Origin of the sequence: Bradyrhizobium sp. CCBAU 45321 (assembly GCF_028128975.1) — a bacterium.
Classification (GTDB): Bacteria; Pseudomonadota; Alphaproteobacteria; order Rhizobiales; family Xanthobacteraceae; genus Bradyrhizobium; species Bradyrhizobium yuanmingense.
Map to the genome: position 1 here is coordinate 169,635 of NZ_LFKZ01000123.1, position 18,246 is coordinate 187,880.

Sequence of the window (18,246 nt, forward strand, 5' to 3'; positions counted from 1 at the left end):
ATCAGAGCTTCTCGGCGCCTGCGCGGAACATGCCGATCACGAGCTCGCTGGCGCCGTCGATCGCGCGGCGCATGGTCGAGCCGGTGCCGATCGCCTCCGCGGCATAGACCGGCGTCTCGACCGCTATGTTGCCGCTGCGCCAGACCCTGACCACGCCGACCCGCTGGCCGGCCTCGATCGGCGCGCGCACCGGGCCACTATAGACGATGCGCGCAATCAGCTTGTCGCTGCCGTTCTTGTGCACCATCACCTTCACAGGTGTCTTGGCGATGAGCTTGACCGACCGGCTCTCGCCGCCGAACACCTTGGCATATCCGACGGGCTGCTCGGCTGCGATCAGGGTGCGGGTCTCGAAATTGCGAAAACCCCATTCCAGCATCTTCTTGGCTTCCGTGGCGCGGTCCTCGGGATCGTCAAGTCCGTTGACGACGACGATCAGCCGCGTGCCGTTCTGCACGGCGGAGCCGACCATGCCGTAGCCGCCTTCTTTGGTGTAGCCGGTCTTCAGGCCGTCAGCGCCCTCCATCGAATTGAGCAGCGGATTGCGGTTTTGCTGACGGATCTTGTTCCAGGTGAACTCCTTCTCGCCGAACAGTTTGTAGAATTCGGGGAAGTCCAGGATGATGTGCCGGGCAAGCATGCCGAGCTCGCGCACCGTCATCTTGTTGCCGGGATCGGGCAGACCGCTGGAATTGGCGAAGGTCGACCTGGTCATGCCAAGCTCGCGGGCGCGCTTGGTCATAAAGTCGGCGGCAAAGATCCGCTCATTGCCCGCCATGGCTTCGGCCAGCGCGATGCAGGCGTCGTTGCCGCTCTGGATGATCGCGCCGCGCAGGAGATCGTCGACCGAGACCTTGCTGTTGATGGCGGCGAACATGGTCGAGCCGCCCGAGGGGGCCCCGCCTCTGCGCCAGGCATTCTCGCTGATCCGATACTCGTCATTCAGCTTGATGTCGCCCTTCTTGATGGCATTGAAGACGACCTCGGCGGTCATCAGCTTCATCATGCTCGAAGGCGCGCGCAGCTCGTCGGCGTTCTTCTCGAACAGCACGCTGCCCGAGGAGGCTTCGATCAGGATCGCGGTCGGGGCATCGCCGTCGAAGCCGGCATCTTCCGCTTTCTTGCCGCCCTGGACGCTCTGGTTGGCCGCATGGAGCGCCCCGCCCCATCCGATGGCCGCCGCCAAAACAGTCGCGATCAGCCCGCGCGCCAGCGTTCCGGCGGTGAGCCGGTTGCGACGAAGCAAAGGAAGACGAAGTGTCATGGCGAAGCCCTGAGAGAGGCGTTCTAACAGCTGGAACAGATGCGAACAACACGCGGTTGGACGCTTGTCGCCGAGATTGCACGATTCTCGCCGCGCCCCTATCGTGACGCCTCATGTTTTTCGACCAAACCCCTGAAACAAGGCGGAAAAGCGAATGCCAACAACCCGGATGATCAAGGCCAACGGGATCGAGCTTTTCGTCCGCGAAGCCGGCCAGGGACCGCTGGTCGTACTGTGTCATGGCTGGCCGGAGCTGTCCTATTCCTGGCGCCACCAGATCCTGCCGCTCGCCGAAGCCGGGTTTCACGTCGTCGCCCCCGATATGCGCGGCTATGGCCAGAGCGCGGCGCCGCTCGACGCGAACGCCTACTCGATCTTCGACACGGTCGGCGACGTGGTCGGCCTGGTCCAGGCCCTCGGCGAGACCAAGGCGATGGTGGTCGGCCATGATTGGGGTGCACCGGTCGCCTGGCACGCGGCGCTGTTCCGGCCGGACATCTTCACGGCGGTCGCGGGCCTGAGCGTGCCGCCGCCGTTCCGGGGCCGCGGCAAGCCGCTCGACCTGCTGCGCCAGGGCGGCGTCACCAACTTCTACTGGCAGTATTTCCAGACGCCCGGCGTCGCCGAGGCCGAGCTCGAGCGTGACGTCGCACGCACCATGCGCATCGTCCTCGGCGGGCGGGGCCTCGCCGATCCCACCGCGGCCATGTTCGTGCAGGAGGGCAAGGGCTTTCTCGGCCACGCCGGCGCTGACGAGCCGCTGCCTGGCTGGCTCAGCGAGGCAGACCTGGCCTATTTCACCGAGGCCTTCCGCAAGTCCGGCTTCCGCGGCGGGCTGAACTGGTATCGCAACATCGACCGCAATTGGGAGCTGACCGCGCCCTGGCAGGACGCGCAGATTCACCAGCCTTCCCTCTTCATCGCAGGCTCGAAGGACGCCGTCATCACCGGCCTGATCGGGGCCAAGCGGGTCAACGAGCTCGAGCGCGTGCTGCCCAATCTGAAGCGCAAGCTGATCATCGAGGGCGCCGGCCATTGGGTGCAGCAGGAGCGGCCCGACGAGGTGAATGCAGCGCTGCTGGCGTTCCTGAAGGAGAGCGCGGGCTAGTACAGGCCGCGGCCGCTGAGGATGCTGCGGGCTTCGGCCGCGCCGTCCGAGGCATAACCGACGGAGGGAGCAGTCTCGCTCGCGTAGCGGCCGTCCTCGCCATAGGACACCGCGCGGGTGTTCTGGAGCGCCCGGCCCCGGCTGCGGCTCGAAGCCGACATTTCCGAGGTAGCATTGAGCGAAGCCATATCGGCCGAGGTACTGCCGAGATTGTATGGCCGCCCCTCCGGCATCGGGACCTCGCCGCGAATGGCACCGCGGGTCGAGGACGGCAGCTCCGGCACAAACGGCTTGGCCGAGGCGACCCGGACCATCGAGGGCGACGGCGCCGGGACGCCGGTCCGCAGGGTCGCCAGAAGCTGACGGTCGTCGGAGCCTTCGAGCGGCGCCCGGCCGACATATTCGACCCGGACCTTGGCAACGCCGTTCCCTTTGAATTCAAGGAGTTCGGCGGCCTTGTTCGAGACATCGATGAGGCGGTTGCCGTGATAGGGCCCGCGGTCATTGACGCGGACGATCAGCGACTTGCCGTTCGAGACGTTGGTCACCCGCGCATAAGACGGCATCGGCAGGGTCGGATGCGCGGCGGTCAGCGAGGTCATATCGAACACCTCGCCATTGGCGGTCAGGCGGCCGTGGAAACTGTCGCCGTACCAGGAGGCCATGCCCTCAGCTCGGTAGTTGACGTCCTCCTCCGGCACGTAAGTCCGGCCCGCCACGACATAGGGCTTGCCGACGCGGTAGGTGCCGCCGCCCTTCGGGACCGGATCGCCAAAGGCCACCACCCGCGGGCTCGAGGACACGCCGTATTTCGGATCGACCCGGCTGGCGAACTTGTTCGAGGAGGCGCAATTGGCGAGCACAAGGCAGGTCGCGACCGCCGCAACACCGCGCGCGGCTCGCAAAACCGAATCTGACCGACGGATCCCCATGCGCCCCAAATACCACTTCGCCGGAGGCGTACCCAACCCGCTTTGGCTACGGGGAGCGCTGTCCGGTCATCTCATCCGAGGCGGCCCACCACCGTCTCGGAGGCGGTAACGATAACGCAACCCGAACGCGGCGGAAATGGGGAGCCCACGGCGATCACGCCGGGATGGTAAACGAGACGTTCGCATTTTTCCGTTGTTCTACGGGGCGATGGCCCCCGCACTGTGCCAGTGCCGGACAGTCTGTTGCGCCAAATCCTCACTCCACCCCCATTGTCGCGGCGCTCACCGAAATTCTTTTGACTGTGCAAGGCCGCCCGCGTTCTCTCGGATGCGAGGGCAGGATTTGGAATTTAACGATGATCGAGACGGTTTCGGCACTGATGGGTCTGGTAAGCGCGGGGATCTTCCTGGCCCATGCGTTCGAGGGTTACCGCACGAGGGCCTGAAGGCACTCGCGCGGACGGCAAGCATCACCTCTTTCACAGCGGCGCGTTCGGACGGTCTTGGTCGATCCACTCGCGCATCGAACACGAGAGCGGCAGGTGTCCCATGCGTAATCATGACCTCGTATCCGATGGCTTCCTGGCCTTGACCGCCGGCGGCTTGGTGCTGCTCTGCTCGAGTCTCGTCGCGTTGGCGTTTGCCTGAACCGCACGTCCTCCTGTCCAACACGGGTTCTCTCCATTGCGGCGCAGCAGGCGCGGCTGTCCCCGCTCCCATTCAGTTGATTGAATTATTGCGTTCGGCGCCTCGACCAATTGCAAGAGGCCATCACCAACGAGGGTGACGCAAATGCTTGCCGAGAAGTTCTTCCTGGTCTTGGAATCCCTGATCCGCGGCAACCGCACCTATCCGGATGGAAGCCCCCGGGTCATCAGCACCTCCCCGCATGTGCCGGTCAGGCTGCCGTCAGCGAAATAGCCGGCGGGTCCGCCAGCCGCCGAAACCCGCCGCTCAGCGCAGGCCCAACAGCGAGCGGCGGTAGAAGCCGCCGCGGGCCTCGTTCTGGCAGACGAAGCTGCCGTCGAAGCCCTGGCCGTAGCGCTTCTGACCCTTGCGGTAATAAACGCCCTTGCCGAAGTCGAGCCAAACCACCTTGTCGCGCGGGCAATGACGCTGGGCCTGCGCCTCGTAGCGAAACGGCGTCAGCGGCGTCGCCGAGACCTCGGCGCCACCTGCAGCGACCAGCATGGCGCCGGCGCATGCGATTGCGCCGGACCATTTGCCAAAGCTGCCCCGTGACATGCCCCCACCTCCCGCTCGCCGCCGTCTCCGGCGGCTGGCACGGTAGCACGAAACGGCACAGCCCGCGGAAGGCAGCAAGCGCGCCGAATGAACGCGGCAGCGGGTGTCATTGCCGATCCGCTTCGAGCTGCGCCAGCGCCTGGTGCAGACATTCCTGAAGCCTCTGCGCGACCTGCTCGCGCGCGATCCCCTTGCCTGCGAGATCGCCCGCCACCTTGCCGACCACATCGTCCATCGTCCGGCTCTCCAGATGGTCCGTCACCAGCGCAGCCGCGTAGCTTGCAGCGGCATCGCCACTGAGCCCGAGCTGGCCCGCGGCCCAAAGCCCGAGCAGCTTGTTGGACCGCGCCGTGGCCTTGAACATCAATTCCTCGTCGTGGGCGAATTTGGCTTCAAAGCCCCGCTCGCGCTTGTCGAACGTGGTCATGGTCAGCTCCATTCTGCGTCGCTGATGAGGATCGGACTTGTCGGGAGCGAACGTCTCCGTGGTTCAGGTCAGTTTTGGATCATCAGAAGCTTCCTCCCGGAAGCGAAGCTCCGTCAAGCCTGCCGATGGGAAGCAGACACCCAAGCGACATTGGCGGCCGACAATCAAATGCAGGCCGCCAGCAGATGCGATTTTTTGGAAATTGCGCGGCTAAGCGCGTTCGCTCAGCCCTTCGCCGCCGCCGCTTCGCGCGCCAGCCGCTCGGCCTTGAGCCGTTCCTTGTTGGCGTAGAACGCCTTCTGCGCCGCTTCGTGGTCGCGCATGGCCTTCTCGGCCTCCACCCGGCGAGCCGCATCGCGGGCGTGGCGCTGTTCGGGGGTCAGGGGTTTGCGTCGGAAGGAAAGGTCTTCAGTCATGGCGAGATAACGCGGCGGTGCGAGAAAAGTTCCGCATGGTCCCGTGAGGAGCCGGGTGCCGACACGAGACTTACGAAAATAACCCCATGCACAGTAGCCAAGTCTTTCTGACTCAAAGCCTTTTCCAGAGAGCACGAGGCGGCTGCGCAGTCGGGCAAAAAAGTCGCCTTCCCCACCTTCGGAAACTCCTCAATCCCTGCCTGCCCCCCCAAGATAGCAGGCCTGCGAGCAGATCAGCTGCCCGCGGCGATCTCGATGTCTGCAATCACGGGCAGATGGTCGGAATAGGCCGTCGCCGCTTCGTCGGTCCAAGCTCTCCCGATCCGACTGTCACCGGTTGCATAGATCCGGTCGAGCCGCATCAAGGGCAAGCGTGATGGGAAGGTTCGCAATCGCGTACGGTTGGGACAGACCTGCGCGAGCACGCGCCGCACAGATCGGACCCAGAACCAGTCATTGAAATCACCGAGGACCACGGTTCTCGCCGGTTTCACCAGGCTCACCAGGGACTGCGCCTGGGCATGGCGCTCATGGATACTCAAACCGAGATGCGTGGCCACGACGCGGACGTCACCGGCAGGCGTCAGCAAGTCGGTGGCGATCGCCCGGCGTGGCTCCCGCTCTCGATAGGAAACGTCCACGATTTCAGGCACGCTGCAGAACGGAAAGCGGCTCAGCAGCATCTGGCCATAGTCACCATCTTCGGTGACGATCGACTTGGCGTGCACGCGGTGATCTCCGATCACGCTTGCCAACTTCCCAAATGGGTCGTCCGATCGCGACCGCGAGTCGACCTCCTGCAGTGCGACGACATCAGGGGCCCATTTGCGCAGGATGGAGCAGACGCCTTCCAGGTCGAATTTCGGATTGAGATTGAACGTGCCGTGCACATTCCAGGTCATGAAACGCACGGCCGCCATCAGCGCCTCCCGGCGAGCCATGTCGTCATGAATTGCGCGCCGGCGCAGACCCCGAGCCAGCCGAGGAACGCCAGTACCAGCAGCAACATGTTGCTCCAGGACGCATTTCTGGCGAGCTCGGCAATCTGCGAGCCGAGAACCGCCATGGCCAGGATTCCGGGCGTGCTGCCCAGCAGAGTTCCCACCATGAAGTCACGAAGAGGCAGCGTGCTCGCACCTGCCACGACGTTCACCACCGAGAACGGTGCTATGGGAAGCATCCGGATGACGACAACCGCCAGGATGCCCTTCCCGACCACGCGTTCCTGGATGCGCGCGGCACGTCGACCCAGCAGACGCTGAAGCCGTTCCCGGCCGAGGAAGCGGCCGATCGCAAACAGGATCAGAGCGCTGAGCAGGACGCCCGCCATTGCGGTCGCGAACCCCAGCCACGGCCCGAGTGCGGCGGCCGTTGCCGCAATGAGGACGAGAACCGGAAAGACGACGAGCCCGCCAAGGACGAAGGCTGCGATCGCCAATGGCGGCCCCCAGATGGACTGCGAATAGGCAGACAGAAGCGCCGAAAGATGACCTGCATCGGCGAGATCGCTCAAGGACGTGTACGACCAGGCCAGCGCCAGCCCGAAAAGCGCCACGGCTATCGCAACGATCCCGATGATGGTTTTCGTCGTCCACATGCGAGAGGCCGCGCGCTCCAGATGAAGGGGCAGCTCAGGGTCCGCCACAGGCTGAACCAAGCTGGCCAGCGTGCTGGTTAGAACCGAAGACTCGACTTTCCGCAACGTCTTGGCGCCACGAGATGTGGAGACGTCGTCCAGCAGTGCGAACAGCCGATGCTCGTTTTCGCCAATGGCTTGTTCGTCGAGACCGCAGAAATGCGCGATCAGGCGACGGCGGACCGAGGCGATGAAATCCCGATGCTCCTCGGATTCAGCTTCGAAAATGAGGTCGCATTCGCTGTCGGCGCCCATGGACCGATTATTCAGATTGGCCGAGCCGATCCGCAGGATCCGGTCATCGACCACCATGAGCTTGCTGTGCACCATCACGGCAGCTTCCTTATTTCCGCTGCGGGAGACCGGATGGACGAAGCGGATGCGATCGGCCACTCCGGCCGAGCTGAAGCAGTCGATGAAAGCGCCGCGGCCGTTCTGCATGGCCTGGGACTCAAGCCACGAGGAATGCAGTTTCGGAGCGACGACCAGAACCCGAAGCGACGGCACGCGACACATCTGCTCCGCCAATTCGTGCGCCATCCTGGTCGCGCTGGTGAACTGATTTTCGATGTACACGAAGCTCGTTGCCGAGCGGATCGCCGCAATGAAGGAGCGTTCGACCTCCCTGATGGTCGAGCCTGCCGGACAGACCACCTCGGTCCTGGCGATCCCGACCGGCAAATGCTCGGCATCGACAGGCACGTTCGCCGGCCAGCATCCGTTGTTCGACGCGCGCCGCTCATCGGCCTGTTGGCCTGCCGCACGCCAGCGTTGCTCGACGAGGGCGAACAGCTGCTCCGCGGCATCCCCGTCGACCAGGCACTGAACATCGTGAAACGGCGGGTACGGCTTGCGCTGAGGATCGCAGCGCAAGGCGTTGTCGGCGCGGTGGTCGCTCGTATCCCAGCGCCTGATCGTCAGATCAAGGCCGCCGACGAACGCCAGTGAACCGTCGACACAGACGATCTTCTGGTGTTGCGCCGAACCAAACGGAAGCGTGGCGTCCAGATGAAACCGGACGCGGCCATCGGTGTCGGCAGTGAATTTCGCCGCGGAATTCCACTCCCTCTCGGAAGCGTAAAACGAGACGAAGTCCCAGACGAGAATGTTGATGCGCAAGGCGGGCCGGCGCTGCACCAAGGCGCGCAGGAACGGACCAAGCTCCTCAGGCAGGCCATCATCGGCACGTCCGGAATCTCCGACCAGCCGCGTCCTGCTATGGATATCCCAGCCGACGATGTAGACGAGATCCTGAGCCTCCAGCAGGGCCTCCCGCAGGGCTGCGAAATAGGCCGCGGCATCGTTCAGAACCGCCACGCGCCGCGCCCTGCACCGCCGCCAGACGGTGTCGCCGGGAGTGAGTGTCGATGCGCTCTGAAGCAGGTGGACCTCGCAATTCGCGTTTGCGTCTAAACGCGCTGGAGGCTCAAGGGGTTCCACGCGGTAAACGGCTGCGGTTCGATGCGAATGCCGAATGTCCGGCGTCCTCTGTGCCCGTCGCACAAGTCGTCATTTGGTGCGGACAAACTTCGCGCCGGCGCTCCTCAACACATCGACAATTTTCTCAGGGGCATCGCCGTGAAAATCGACGGACACCTCTATCACACCTTCCAGCTTCTGGCGCCCCTCCGGCGCGGGCGCAGTCTTGACGTCAGGCCCTGCCGGGCGTGTTCCCACCGTGTTCGCATCGCCGGCGGGTTGGACGAACACGTCGCCCCGCGGCACGCCGCATTCCTGCACGACATGCTCAACCGCAAGCTCGGCGCCGCGGCGCGTGTCGAATTCTCCAATGATGGTGCTTTCCAAGGCTGCTCTCCATGTGGTCGAGAGTGCGAACAACAGGCGAGCTGGAGCCAAGTTCCTGAAATTACCGGCACCGTCTCGAAGCTAAATGACCGTTTGAAGCCGCCGTCTCAGAACCGAACTACTCCGAGCAGGAAGAGCAGCGCCACCGTGACCAGGCCGGAGATCAGCAGCGAGCTGAGACATCCCAGCCGGTTCGAGAAAAAGAAGAACATGCGTTGCCCGCTGTGAAGCTTGCTGTCGGGCTAATCTCTCACATTCGATAGCGTTCCTGACGCAAGTCCGTGCATCCCTTGGCTCGAGCGCGCTGCGCTTTCGTCCACGGTGTCATTGAGACAGGTCAACACAGGCAAGCCGAAGCTCTGGAATTCTGATCGCGACAACGCAACGGAGGCGGCCATGCCACAGCAGAGCAGCATGCATTTCCTTCTCAATTGGGCCAAGGAGCGGATCGACGAGATGGACGCCGCGTTGGCGTCGTTCGAGGTCAAGGCCGGCCAGGCCAAGGCTGAGTCCAAGGTCAAGACCGATCAGCTCCTCGCCGATCTGACCCAGCGCCGCGACGAGTTTCAGGCATTGCTCAAGGCCAAGGCGCAGGCGGGTGAAGCGGCCTGGGCCGACGCCAAGGCCGATCTGGAACGGCAATGGAATGGATTCGAAGCCCAGGTGAAGACCTATTTCGAGGACGCTGGCAAGCAGCTCGAGCAACAGCAGGTCACGTTCAAGGGCATTGCGGCAGCACAGGCCAAGGCCTGGCGCGAAGCCGCAGACAAGTTCCGCGAGGCCGCGGGCAAGGTTGCAACAGCCCGCGCCGCGGACGTCGAAGCCGCGCTCCAGCAGTTGAAGTCCGACGCCTCCGAGGCGGAAGCACGTCTGCAGAAGTTGAAGCAGGCGGGCAGCGATTCCTGGTCTGTGATGAGCGCCGCACTCGCCGAGTCCCGCAAGGCCTTCGATCAAGCCAATCACGCCGCGTGGAACGCGCTGAAGGGTAGTGATACCAAGAGCTGAATTGAGAGAGGCGGCCCCGCATCGGCCGGGGGGCATGATGATGCAGGGCCGCCGGACGGCTCCTGCCCCGTGAAACCGAGACCGTCGCCGGTGCAACAAGCCACCTGCCGAGAGGACGTTCCCGCCCTCTTCTCAATGTCTTCAGCTGTGACCCAATTCCCACACACAGCCTGCGTCGTCGAACGGGTCGCAGGCGCCGCTCTGGTGCGACGGCCGCGACCTGCGCCGCGGTGGTCGGCACGATTGGCGCGGCACTGCAAGAGCCAGCTTGGAGGCTAGTTCAGCGTGACCGTCGGGACGCCCGCGGATCGGGGCGATCCCATTAATTGGAAGACTTGTGCTCCCGGTTGAGCAGCTCCAATCGCCGTTCGAGCTCTTCCTTTTTGGCTACGAGTCGCGCGGCCAGGATGTCATTGACGACCGTGTGGAGTCGCCACAGCTCCTCGAGAGACATGCTCTCAAACGGCTTCCGTTCCATGAATCCCCCGACTCACGAATCGCCCATAGCTTGAGGATAAGCGGGGCAGATGGCAACTCGGGGGCTCGTTGCGCGGAAAGTTACCTACACCTACGCGCCTATCTGCTTCATCGGGAGCTGCACGACCGACCTTGTCCGCGAACGGCGCAGCTGAGCTTGCGCAAGGCCGATGGCGGGAGTTCTCGAGCGCCGCGATCGTCGCACGGTCACGTGGTTAATTTTGCCCACGGCTTCGAGGAGCGCTTCGGCGTGCTTCTTGCCAAGGAGATCTCCAACCCAAGGAGGCGTACATCAATGGCACAACGAGGCCGTATTCTTACAAGCCGGAGTTCCGATCTGAAACAGATCGCCCGCGAGTTGGTGAGACTGCTCGACGCCCTCGAGGAGCTTGACGCCCTGAGAGAGAAGGTGCGGCTTGCCGAGGCCGCACGGGTGCTACATTAGCGCGCCTCTGCTTTCGAAATTGAAGCGCGCGACGACTCCCGAGCCCGCGGTCCGCCGGCAATACAATGGCGGAAGGGGTGTCTTGTCAACTCTATTGATTGTGCACGCTTTTCTGCGCAGGTGCGAATAAATACTACGGTGTTTTCAACGGTCGAGTCGGCACTACCGAAACCGTAGTTTTTGTCCCAGAGGTGGGCCCCTTCCCTGGCCAAAACGGGTGAAGTGCAATTTTTGCTGTCTCTCTACGGCAAAGTGCGTCAAAGAGCGGATTGCTGAGCCCTACGAGCCGCCCTCTCCTTCTATTTGAGACCGTGAGACAATCGCCAGTCGTGAACCGGCTAGCGTCCACCGTTAGATTCTTCAAGCACGACGGGCCCGCTCACACGTGCCTATGCAGTCCCCAGAACGCAATAAGCAGAAGGGCCACGGCTCCAATTCCCAGTAGCATGAGAATAGCTTCCAGCATGACGAATCAAGCTCCGCCCGTGCCCAGGCTACACTCCGGTGGGGAATTGTCATCAAAGGCTGAGCCGCGCGAGCAGATCGAAGGTTCTGCAAGTTGGCACGCGCGTTCAAATCGCGTGCCGGGCGGCTCCCTTTCGCGATCCCGACATAGCGTGCTCGAAGATGAGCGCACCGAGCATCGCATTAGCCACTCGTCGTGAGCTTTACCGTCCAGAAGACCGGTGCAGAGTGAGAGACCTTGCGAGACGGAAACTGAAGGCCGAGATGGATCGCGCTGAGCGAAAATTTAGATAGGAGATTGCTTTATGACTATCGTCGCAGAGGGGAATTCGGCGAACCGACGCCGATGATCAGCGGGCCTGAGTTAGTCTTCGGGCGCTTTGCGGGCGCGCGTCGCGAGCTCATGAAGCCGTCGAAACTGCTGGCAGCAATATCTCATCCGTTGTCAGTGGATATTCGAAGTCAGGACATCGGGGTAAGCCGCGGCCCATCTTCGTAGCTACTCACCGTAGCTATTTGTGCGACGTTCCCGTTGATCTAAAGAAATCGATGTCTTTTCAGCATCCTGTCGTTGTTGGTGTGGAGGAGCGGATGTCGTCCGACTGCTGATATCGCGGTAGCACTGCTCATCTCCTTGGCGCCGGACAAGCCGACTGCAAGTCGATGTCCGATAGCGAAAGCCGCTCTACGATGCGCGTCGGAGGAGACGGCTAAGCAGCTCCAGTCGTCGTTCCAACCGGTCCTTCTTCGCCAGAAGCCTAGCGGCGAGGATATCGTTGACGAGCCTGTGGAGTTGCCACAGCTCTTCAAGCGGCATGCTCTTGAATGGCTTCTGTTCCATGAATCCCCCTGACTCACAGGGCCATAGCTTGGAGTGAACAGACGGGCCCGGTAATCGGACGCCGGTTGAGCGCGAAGGCTTTCTACACCTCGTCCGATTCCTCTTCACCGAGCCAAACTCGCCTGAACAGGAAGGGCGCGCTTAGGCTCAAAGATGATGAGCTTTCGTTAAACTGCTTCGGTTGCAACCGAACTGTTTCAATCAGGGATGGGAAGCGGCCCAGCCCCGAGGCAACGCCCGTATTCGGAGCTTAGGCGCAAGTCGGATGAAAGATCCACCGGCTCGTTCGCACCCCGTGCTCAGATGGCGCATAGCTACAGAACAGGATGCGACGCGACTTCCATGACGGCCATGATGCAGTGAGCTGCTTTCCGCGCGGTGACACCCGCCTATGGATCCGAATACCCCCAGAACTCAAGCCCTGCTCCGCCATATCGCCCTGAGACAGCCTCGCCATCCCTCGGATCGTGCAAGAAGAGACCACCAAACCCGATGATCTTCGGCTCGCTCTTGTCAATATCGGCTGTCAGCGTTCGCGGAAGGCACGATTCATCTGATCAGTGAATGGTTTCGCCAGATACGAGGCGGCGGTTCTCTCCAGGGTCGAAACAAATACCTCGGCTGGCATGCCGGGCACCAGCTTCATGCCATTTAGTTGAACTACCGCATCCTCGGTCGGAAGCAGGTGAACGTGCGCGATGTAGTGCTCTTGGCCGTTGGAGGGATCGCGGGCCGAGGCCGGCGACACCATCGCGACCCTGCCCTTGAGTTCCGGCGTGGTGGTGCGGTTGAAGGCGGAGAGGCGGATGCGCGCCGGCTGTCCAACTCTGACTTGGTCGATATCCGCAGGCGAGATCCGGATCTCGAACTTGAGGTCGGCGTCCTCTGGCACCACAGTGGCGATCTTGGCCGCCGGCGTGATGACGCCGCCGACGGTGTAAGCGAACAATTCATTGATATACCCCGACGCCGGAGAGCGTATCTCGGTGCGGGACAGGCGGTCCTCGACAGCGAGCTTGCGTTCCTGGAGTTCGGCGATGCGTGCCTCCACCGTGCGAAGATCCTTCTGGGCCTCGGTCGAAGCGTTCTGGTCCACGGCGATGATTTGCACACGGATTTCGCTGGTCCGCACCCTGGCGCGGGCGATGCTCGCCTGGATCTCGCCCTGCTCACCCATGATGCGCGCATAGTCACGCTGGGAAGTGTAGACACGCTGATACTCGACGATCTTGCGGTCGAACAATGACTGCAGCTTCTCGCGTTCGGCGCCGACAAGCCTGCCTTCCTCCTCCTTGGCGGCAAGGCGGGCTTCCATGCCTTTAATTTCTTCGCCTGTCTGGGCGATGCTGAGCTCGAGCTGCTCCTTCTGGCTGTCGCGCGCAGTCTTGTTACCGGTGAATAGCCTCGTCTCGCCGTGGATCACCGCCCCGGCAGTCGATGGAAACAGCGTGTGCATGTCCGAGGGGAATTCGATCGACGGCAAGTTGTCGCGCTCGGCCACCAAACGGGCGCGGCGTCCGAGCGCCTCGACCATCTGCGCACGCACGATCAGATGCTCGGCCTTGATCTGGACGTCGTCCAAGGTCGCCAGCACCTGACCTTCCCGCACCTGGTCGCCCTGGCGCACCGCCAAAGACTTGACGATGCCGCCATCGCGATGCTGCACCTCCTTGAGGTTCTGGTCGACCTTCACGGTACCGGCCGCGACCACAGCGCCTTCCAGCATCGCCCAGGCCGCCCAGCCGCCGCACCCGGCCACCAGCAACGCAGTCAGCACAAGACCAGCCAGAATGCGCGGCCACAGTCGCAGCGGCCGTTGGCGGACCGCGTCCCGCCGCGGGACCGGCTGCACGAATTCGGATGCATCGACGTGCTTCATGGTTTCGCTCTCAGAAGTGGAGTGGAGTGAATTGTAGATTGTGGTGGCCCGCGACCTCGATGGTCATGACGTCCTCGTCATCGCTGCGCGCGACGTCGATCGCGGTGTATTTGCTATCGGCGAGTTCCTCAAAACGGAAGCGCACGGACCGGTTTTGCTGGCTGCCATCCTTTTCGTCGAGGTAGATTTGCTCGAACAAGTCGGCGACCTTTTCCTCGGCATCGTCGCCGTCCTTGATGGTGATCTGATAGGTAGCCGCCACGATTTTGTCGCCGACGGTGAAGTCGGTGATCTTCTTCACGGTGTTCAGTTCCGAAACTCCGTCGTCGTCGCACTGGAACGTGAAGCAGTCGTCACCTGCGCCGCCGGTCAAAACCACCGGTCCATTTCCGGCGTAAATCATGTCGTTGCCCGAGCCTGCGATGATCTCCTCGAAGCCGTTGATCAGATCCTTGCCGATTTCGACCCCTTGCGCGGTGCCATTGCGCAGGTCAATGGTGACGGTAATCGTGGTCTCCGAATAGTCTAGGACGTCGTTGCCCGAATTGCCCTCGTATTGGTCGTCGACGCCGTCGGCGGACGCCAGCACGACGTCGTCGCCGCAACCGCCCTCGACCTTGTCCGAGCCCGCGCCGTCGGCGATGGTGTCGTTGCCGGCGCCGCCTACCAGCACGTCGTCCCCGGCGCCGCCGGTCAACCCATCATCGCTCGCACCGCCGATGACGATCTCGAGTTCGACAATGTGGTCCGCGCCGATACCCGCGCCGGAGGCCCGCTGCGCGGCGAGATTGACGGTTACGGCGGAGGTAGCCGAAGCATAGCTCAACGTATCCGTCCCGGCTCCGCCCTTCAGCGTGTCGTTGCCCGCGCCGCCGGTCACGACGTCGTCGCCACCGCCACCGTCGATCGAAGCCGCGGTCGCCCCGGCCGTCAGTTCGTCGTTCGCCCCGCCGCCGATGACGGCCTCGATGTCCGAAATCACATCGTTGCCGATGTCGGCGCCAAAGGCCCGGCCCGTGGCGAGATTCACGGTCATGGGTGAGCTCGCTGCTGAATAGTCCAGCATGTCGTTGCCCGTCCCGCCGCTGAAGTTGTCGTCCGCGGCGTCTGCCGACGCCAGCAGATGGTCGTCGCCATCACCGCCGTGAACCTGGTCAGGGCCCGCCCCGTCGGACAGGATGTCGTTACCTGCACCGCCCGCTATTCGGTCCGCGCCGCCGCCGCCATCGAGGGTGTCATTGCCGGCGCCGCCGTCGAGAGTGTCGTTCCCGGCTCCGGACAACAGGATGTCGCGGCCTGCGCCGCCATCGAGATGGTCGTTGCCGGCCTCACCGATCAAAGTGTCGTCGCCGTCCTCGCCGAACAAGCGGTCGTTGCCGGCGCCACCGAACACCACGTCGTCACCAGCGCCCGCAAATACGATATCGTTGCCGTCGCCGGCATAGACCACATCGTGGCCAGCGCCCGCCAAAATATGGTCGTCGCCGGCGCCGCCCGAGATGCGGTCGTCGCCACCTCTGGCGTCGATGTTGTCGGCGCCGCCGAGCGCCACAATGGTTTCGGCGCATTGGGTGCCGAGTAGGTTTTCGTCCGCATCGGTTCCTGTGATCGGCAGCGCCTCGACGACGTTGAAGTAGGCCGTCTGCATTACGACGTGGGTGCCGTCGCTGATCGCATAAGTCAGCTTGACCTCACCGAGCATGCCTTGGTCGCGGTCGAATTCCCAGCCGTCCTCGGCCGGGGTGAGCGTGCCGGAGGACGAATAGATGCCGACCACGGTTAGGGTGTCGCCGTCCGGGTCGATGGTGCCGGCCAAGAGCGCCGCTAGCGATATCGCCAGCCCGTTGCAAGCCACGGCGTCAGGAAGGTGCACGGCGCCCGAGACGCGCGGAGCGCGGTTGCGGTGATCGGGTGACGGAGGCTCGCGCTCAGCGCGCGGATTTGGGCGCCTGTCGTCGCCCCCTCCGCCACCCCCACCGCCACCGCCAGCTCCTCCTACAGAAGGGTTCTCCTGGCGCGGCAGCGGTCGGTTGTCATTGGCGATCTTCGGGCTTTCACCCGACCCTCTTTCCAGCATGGGTCTATCAGTGCGAGCCCGAGCACTGAAATCGGTTGCTCCGGACGAGCCGGGTTGCTCGTCGGTAGGGGCCGAGATCCTGACCTTGTCGCTTCGCCCGGACGCTTCGGCGGGCGCGGGCTCCTCTCCAGGTCCCGGCTCCTCGGCGGTCGCCAGCGCTTCCTCCCTCAAGGTCCCCTCCTCGGCGCCCGAGCCGCGGGGCTGGCCGCGGGCCTCGCCGGCGTCCAGCGTCGCGGGCAGGAAGCTCTTGAGATAGGCCGAGAACGAGCCAACGATCAGCAGGAAGATCAGCGGCACGAAGCGGCGGCCGCGATCCTCCTTCTCCTGATAGTCCTCATGACCAGGCACGGCCGCCTTGGTACTCTGCCGGGTGGCCTGGACGTTGATTGTCATGCAGGTCTCCGGATCTTCGGCTCGGGCATTTTGGGATCAGGAAGCATGTCGGCCGGCGCCGTCGGCGCAGGCTGCAGGGCCGGGGTCATGATGTCCTGCTTCTTGCCGAAGGCGATCATGCGGCCGGCCTGGACGATGGCGACGAGATCGACCGCCACCAGCGCGCTCGGCCGGTGCGCGATCACAATCGCAATGCCGCCGCGGGCACGGATGCCCTCGATGGCCGCGGTCAGCGCCGCTTCGCCCTCGCCGTCGAGGTTCGAGTTCGGCTCGTCCATCACTACCACGAAGGGGGCGCCATAGAGCGCTCGCGCCAGCGCGATGCGTTGGCGTTGCCCGGCAGAGAGCGCGCTGCCCTGCGGCCCCAACCTCGTCCGGTAACCTTCCGGCATCTTGACGATCATTTCGTGAACGCCTGCGGACTTGGCGGCCTCGATCACTTTACGGTAGTCGGGATCGGGTTGGAGACGACAGATGTTCTCCTCTATGGTGGCGTCCATCAGGGCGACCTCCTGGGGGAGGTAGCCGATGTGTCTGCCGAGGTCTTCCTCGCGCCACTGGGTGAGGTCGGCGCCGTCGAGCCGGACGCTGCCGCGCACCGTTGGCCAGATGCCAGTCAGCGCCCTCACCAGCGTAGTCTTGCCGCCGGCGCTGGGGCCGATGATGCCGAGGGCCTGTCCAGCCTCGAGTTCGAAGCCGACCTCGCTCAGCACCACCTGACCGGATCCCGGGACGGCGATGGTGATCTTTTCGACGGAGAGGCGTGCAACCGGGTCGGGCAGCTGCATCGGCTCGTCGGCAGCGGCGAGTGCGATTACAGTGTCGCGCAGGCGATGATAAGCCATACGCGCAGCGATGAAGGCTTTCCAATTGCCAATTGCCAGATCGACGGGCGCCAGCGCGCGGGCAGAAGCGACCGAGACGGCGATAATGGCGCCGGCCGAAAGCTCCCCCTTGATGGCGAGGTAGGCGCCGAGCCCGAGCAGAGCCGACTGCAGTATCATGCGGAGCACGCGCGAGATCGCAGCGAAGGTACCGGTGATGTCGTTGGCCCGGGTCTGCAAGTCGAGATGCTCGGCATTTGCCTCGTTGAAGCGGCCGACGGCGCGGCCGGCGAAGCCCATCGCCTTGAGGACTTCGGCGTTGCGGGCGTTGCAGTCCGCGATGCCGTTGCGTTCCATCGCCGCCTTGCGGGCGGCCAGGATGAGGCGCCGAGTCATGACCTCGCTGACGACGGTCAGCACGACGAGAACCAGAGCGCCGGCGAAAGTGAGTGCGCCGAGCAGCGGATGGAGGAAGTAGATGAAGGCGAGGTAAATCGGCATCCACGGTAGGTCGAACAGCGCCGAAGGGCCCTGGCTGCCGAGAAAACCGCGTACGGTGTCGACGTCGCGCCCGCGCTCCAGCGCTTCGGAAGTAGAGAACCCGAAGCGCGGCATGTCGATGGCAACGCGGTGCGCCAGGGGCGCGATCTTGCGGTCGATCCGGGCACCGACCCGCACCAGCACCTGGGAGCGGACGACGTCGAATCCGCCCTGACACAGATAGAGCCCAATCGCGAGCGCCGACAGCACCAGCAGGGTCGCAATGCTGCCGCTGGTCAGAGCGCGATCGTAGATTTGCATCATGTAGACGGAGCCGGTGAGCGCCAGCACGTTGATCATGCCGGAGATTACGAAGAGGAACAGGACAATGCCGCGGAAACCGCGCGTCAGTTCGGCCAGGCGCCGCCGCTTGGCGGGGGTAAGCTCTTTTGACTTCGGCATTTGACAGGAGCCATGTGGTACGAGGGAGCTGACACGGGCAGGAACGGGAGGCAGCGCGCCTCCC

At 63.7% G+C, this 18,246-nt stretch carries 15 protein-coding genes; 4 read left to right on the forward strand and 11 right to left on the reverse strand.

Translation table 11 applies throughout. The features are described 5' to 3' along the window. Position 1: 1 nt before the first annotated feature. Entirely contained in the window at positions 2–1,264 is a 1,263-nt protein-coding gene (locus ACM43_RS19880; RefSeq protein ID WP_271542219.1) for a D-alanyl-D-alanine carboxypeptidase family protein, read from the reverse strand. A gap of 154 nt (positions 1,265–1,418) precedes the next feature. Between ACM43_RS19880 and ACM43_RS19885 the strand changes: the two genes are divergently transcribed. Next, the gene (locus ACM43_RS19885; protein WP_271542220.1) at positions 1,419–2,372 is read left to right on the forward strand and encodes an alpha/beta fold hydrolase; all 954 of its coding nucleotides are present in this window, start codon (positions 1,419–1,421) and stop codon (positions 2,370–2,372) included. Here ACM43_RS19885 and ACM43_RS19890 read toward each other — a convergent pair. Further along, positions 2,369–3,304 (reverse strand): septal ring lytic transglycosylase RlpA family protein, encoded by a 936-nt coding sequence (locus ACM43_RS19890; RefSeq protein WP_271542221.1) that lies wholly within the window; start codon positions 3,302–3,304, stop codon positions 2,369–2,371. The two genes, ACM43_RS19885 and ACM43_RS19890, sit on opposite strands and share 4 nt — an antisense overlap. A gap of 792 nt (positions 3,305–4,096) precedes the next feature. On the opposite strand from ACM43_RS19890, the gene ACM43_RS19895 reads away from it, so the two are divergent. Beyond that, a complete protein-coding gene (locus ACM43_RS19895; RefSeq protein WP_260347296.1) occupies positions 4,097–4,225 on the forward strand; it encodes a hypothetical protein in 129 nt (42 codons plus the stop codon). 33 nt (positions 4,226–4,258) lie between these two features. Here ACM43_RS19895 and ACM43_RS19900 read toward each other — a convergent pair whose 3' ends face one another. The 6 genes from ACM43_RS19900 to ACM43_RS19925 form a co-directional block, all read right to left on the reverse strand. Beyond that, complete coding sequence (locus tag ACM43_RS19900; RefSeq protein WP_036031443.1) at positions 4,259–4,549, reverse strand: hypothetical protein; 291 nt, start codon at positions 4,547–4,549, stop codon at positions 4,259–4,261. Positions 4,550–4,655: 106 nt separating this feature from the next. Beyond that, on the reverse strand, positions 4,656–4,976 hold the full coding sequence (locus tag ACM43_RS19905; protein WP_271542222.1) for a DUF1476 domain-containing protein: 321 nt from the start codon (positions 4,974–4,976) through the stop codon (positions 4,656–4,658). A 224-nt stretch (positions 4,977–5,200) separates the two neighbouring features. Beyond that, positions 5,201–5,392, reverse strand: coding sequence for a hypothetical protein (locus ACM43_RS19910; protein ID WP_025036310.1), 192 nt, complete (start codon positions 5,390–5,392; stop codon positions 5,201–5,203). 233 nt (positions 5,393–5,625) lie between these two features. Then, positions 5,626–6,312: an endonuclease/exonuclease/phosphatase family protein gene (locus ACM43_RS19915; RefSeq protein WP_128261649.1), complete on the reverse strand. Its 687-nt coding sequence runs from the start codon at positions 6,310–6,312 to the stop codon at positions 5,626–5,628. After that, positions 6,312–8,468: a VTT domain-containing protein gene (locus ACM43_RS19920; protein WP_271542223.1), complete on the reverse strand. Its 2,157-nt coding sequence runs from the start codon at positions 8,466–8,468 to the stop codon at positions 6,312–6,314. Before ACM43_RS19920 ends, ACM43_RS19915 begins: the two co-directional genes overlap by 1 nt. Before the next feature lie 69 nt (positions 8,469–8,537). After that, positions 8,538–8,834 (reverse strand): hypothetical protein, encoded by a 297-nt coding sequence (locus ACM43_RS19925; RefSeq protein WP_157284451.1) that lies wholly within the window; start codon positions 8,832–8,834, stop codon positions 8,538–8,540. Positions 8,835–9,230: 396 nt separating this feature from the next. Between ACM43_RS19925 and ACM43_RS19930 the strand changes: the two genes are divergently transcribed. Both ACM43_RS19930 and ACM43_RS19935 read left to right on the forward strand, forming a co-directional pair. Continuing rightward, positions 9,231–9,839 (forward strand): hypothetical protein, encoded by a 609-nt coding sequence (locus ACM43_RS19930; RefSeq protein WP_271542224.1) that lies wholly within the window; start codon positions 9,231–9,233, stop codon positions 9,837–9,839. A gap of 634 nt (positions 9,840–10,473) precedes the next feature. Beyond that, positions 10,474–10,761, forward strand: coding sequence for a hypothetical protein (locus ACM43_RS19935; RefSeq protein ID WP_271542225.1), 288 nt, complete (start codon positions 10,474–10,476; stop codon positions 10,759–10,761). A 1,832-nt stretch (positions 10,762–12,593) separates the two neighbouring features. Here ACM43_RS19935 and ACM43_RS19940 read toward each other — a convergent pair. From ACM43_RS19940 to ACM43_RS19950, 3 genes are read right to left on the reverse strand one after another with little or no spacing between them, the layout of a single operon-like run. Next, positions 12,594–13,919: an HlyD family type I secretion periplasmic adaptor subunit gene (locus tag ACM43_RS19940; protein WP_333919492.1), complete on the reverse strand. Its 1,326-nt coding sequence runs from the start codon at positions 13,917–13,919 to the stop codon at positions 12,594–12,596. Positions 13,920–13,956: 37 nt separating this feature from the next. Beyond that, positions 13,957–16,416: a calcium-binding protein gene (locus ACM43_RS19945; protein WP_271542227.1), complete on the reverse strand. Its 2,460-nt coding sequence runs from the start codon at positions 16,414–16,416 to the stop codon at positions 13,957–13,959. Next, a complete protein-coding gene (locus tag ACM43_RS19950) occupies positions 16,413–18,182 on the reverse strand; it encodes a type I secretion system permease/ATPase (protein WP_271542228.1) in 1,770 nt (589 codons plus the stop codon). The genes ACM43_RS19945 and ACM43_RS19950 overlap by 4 nt, the downstream gene beginning before the upstream one ends. Positions 18,183–18,246 lie beyond the last annotated feature (64 nt).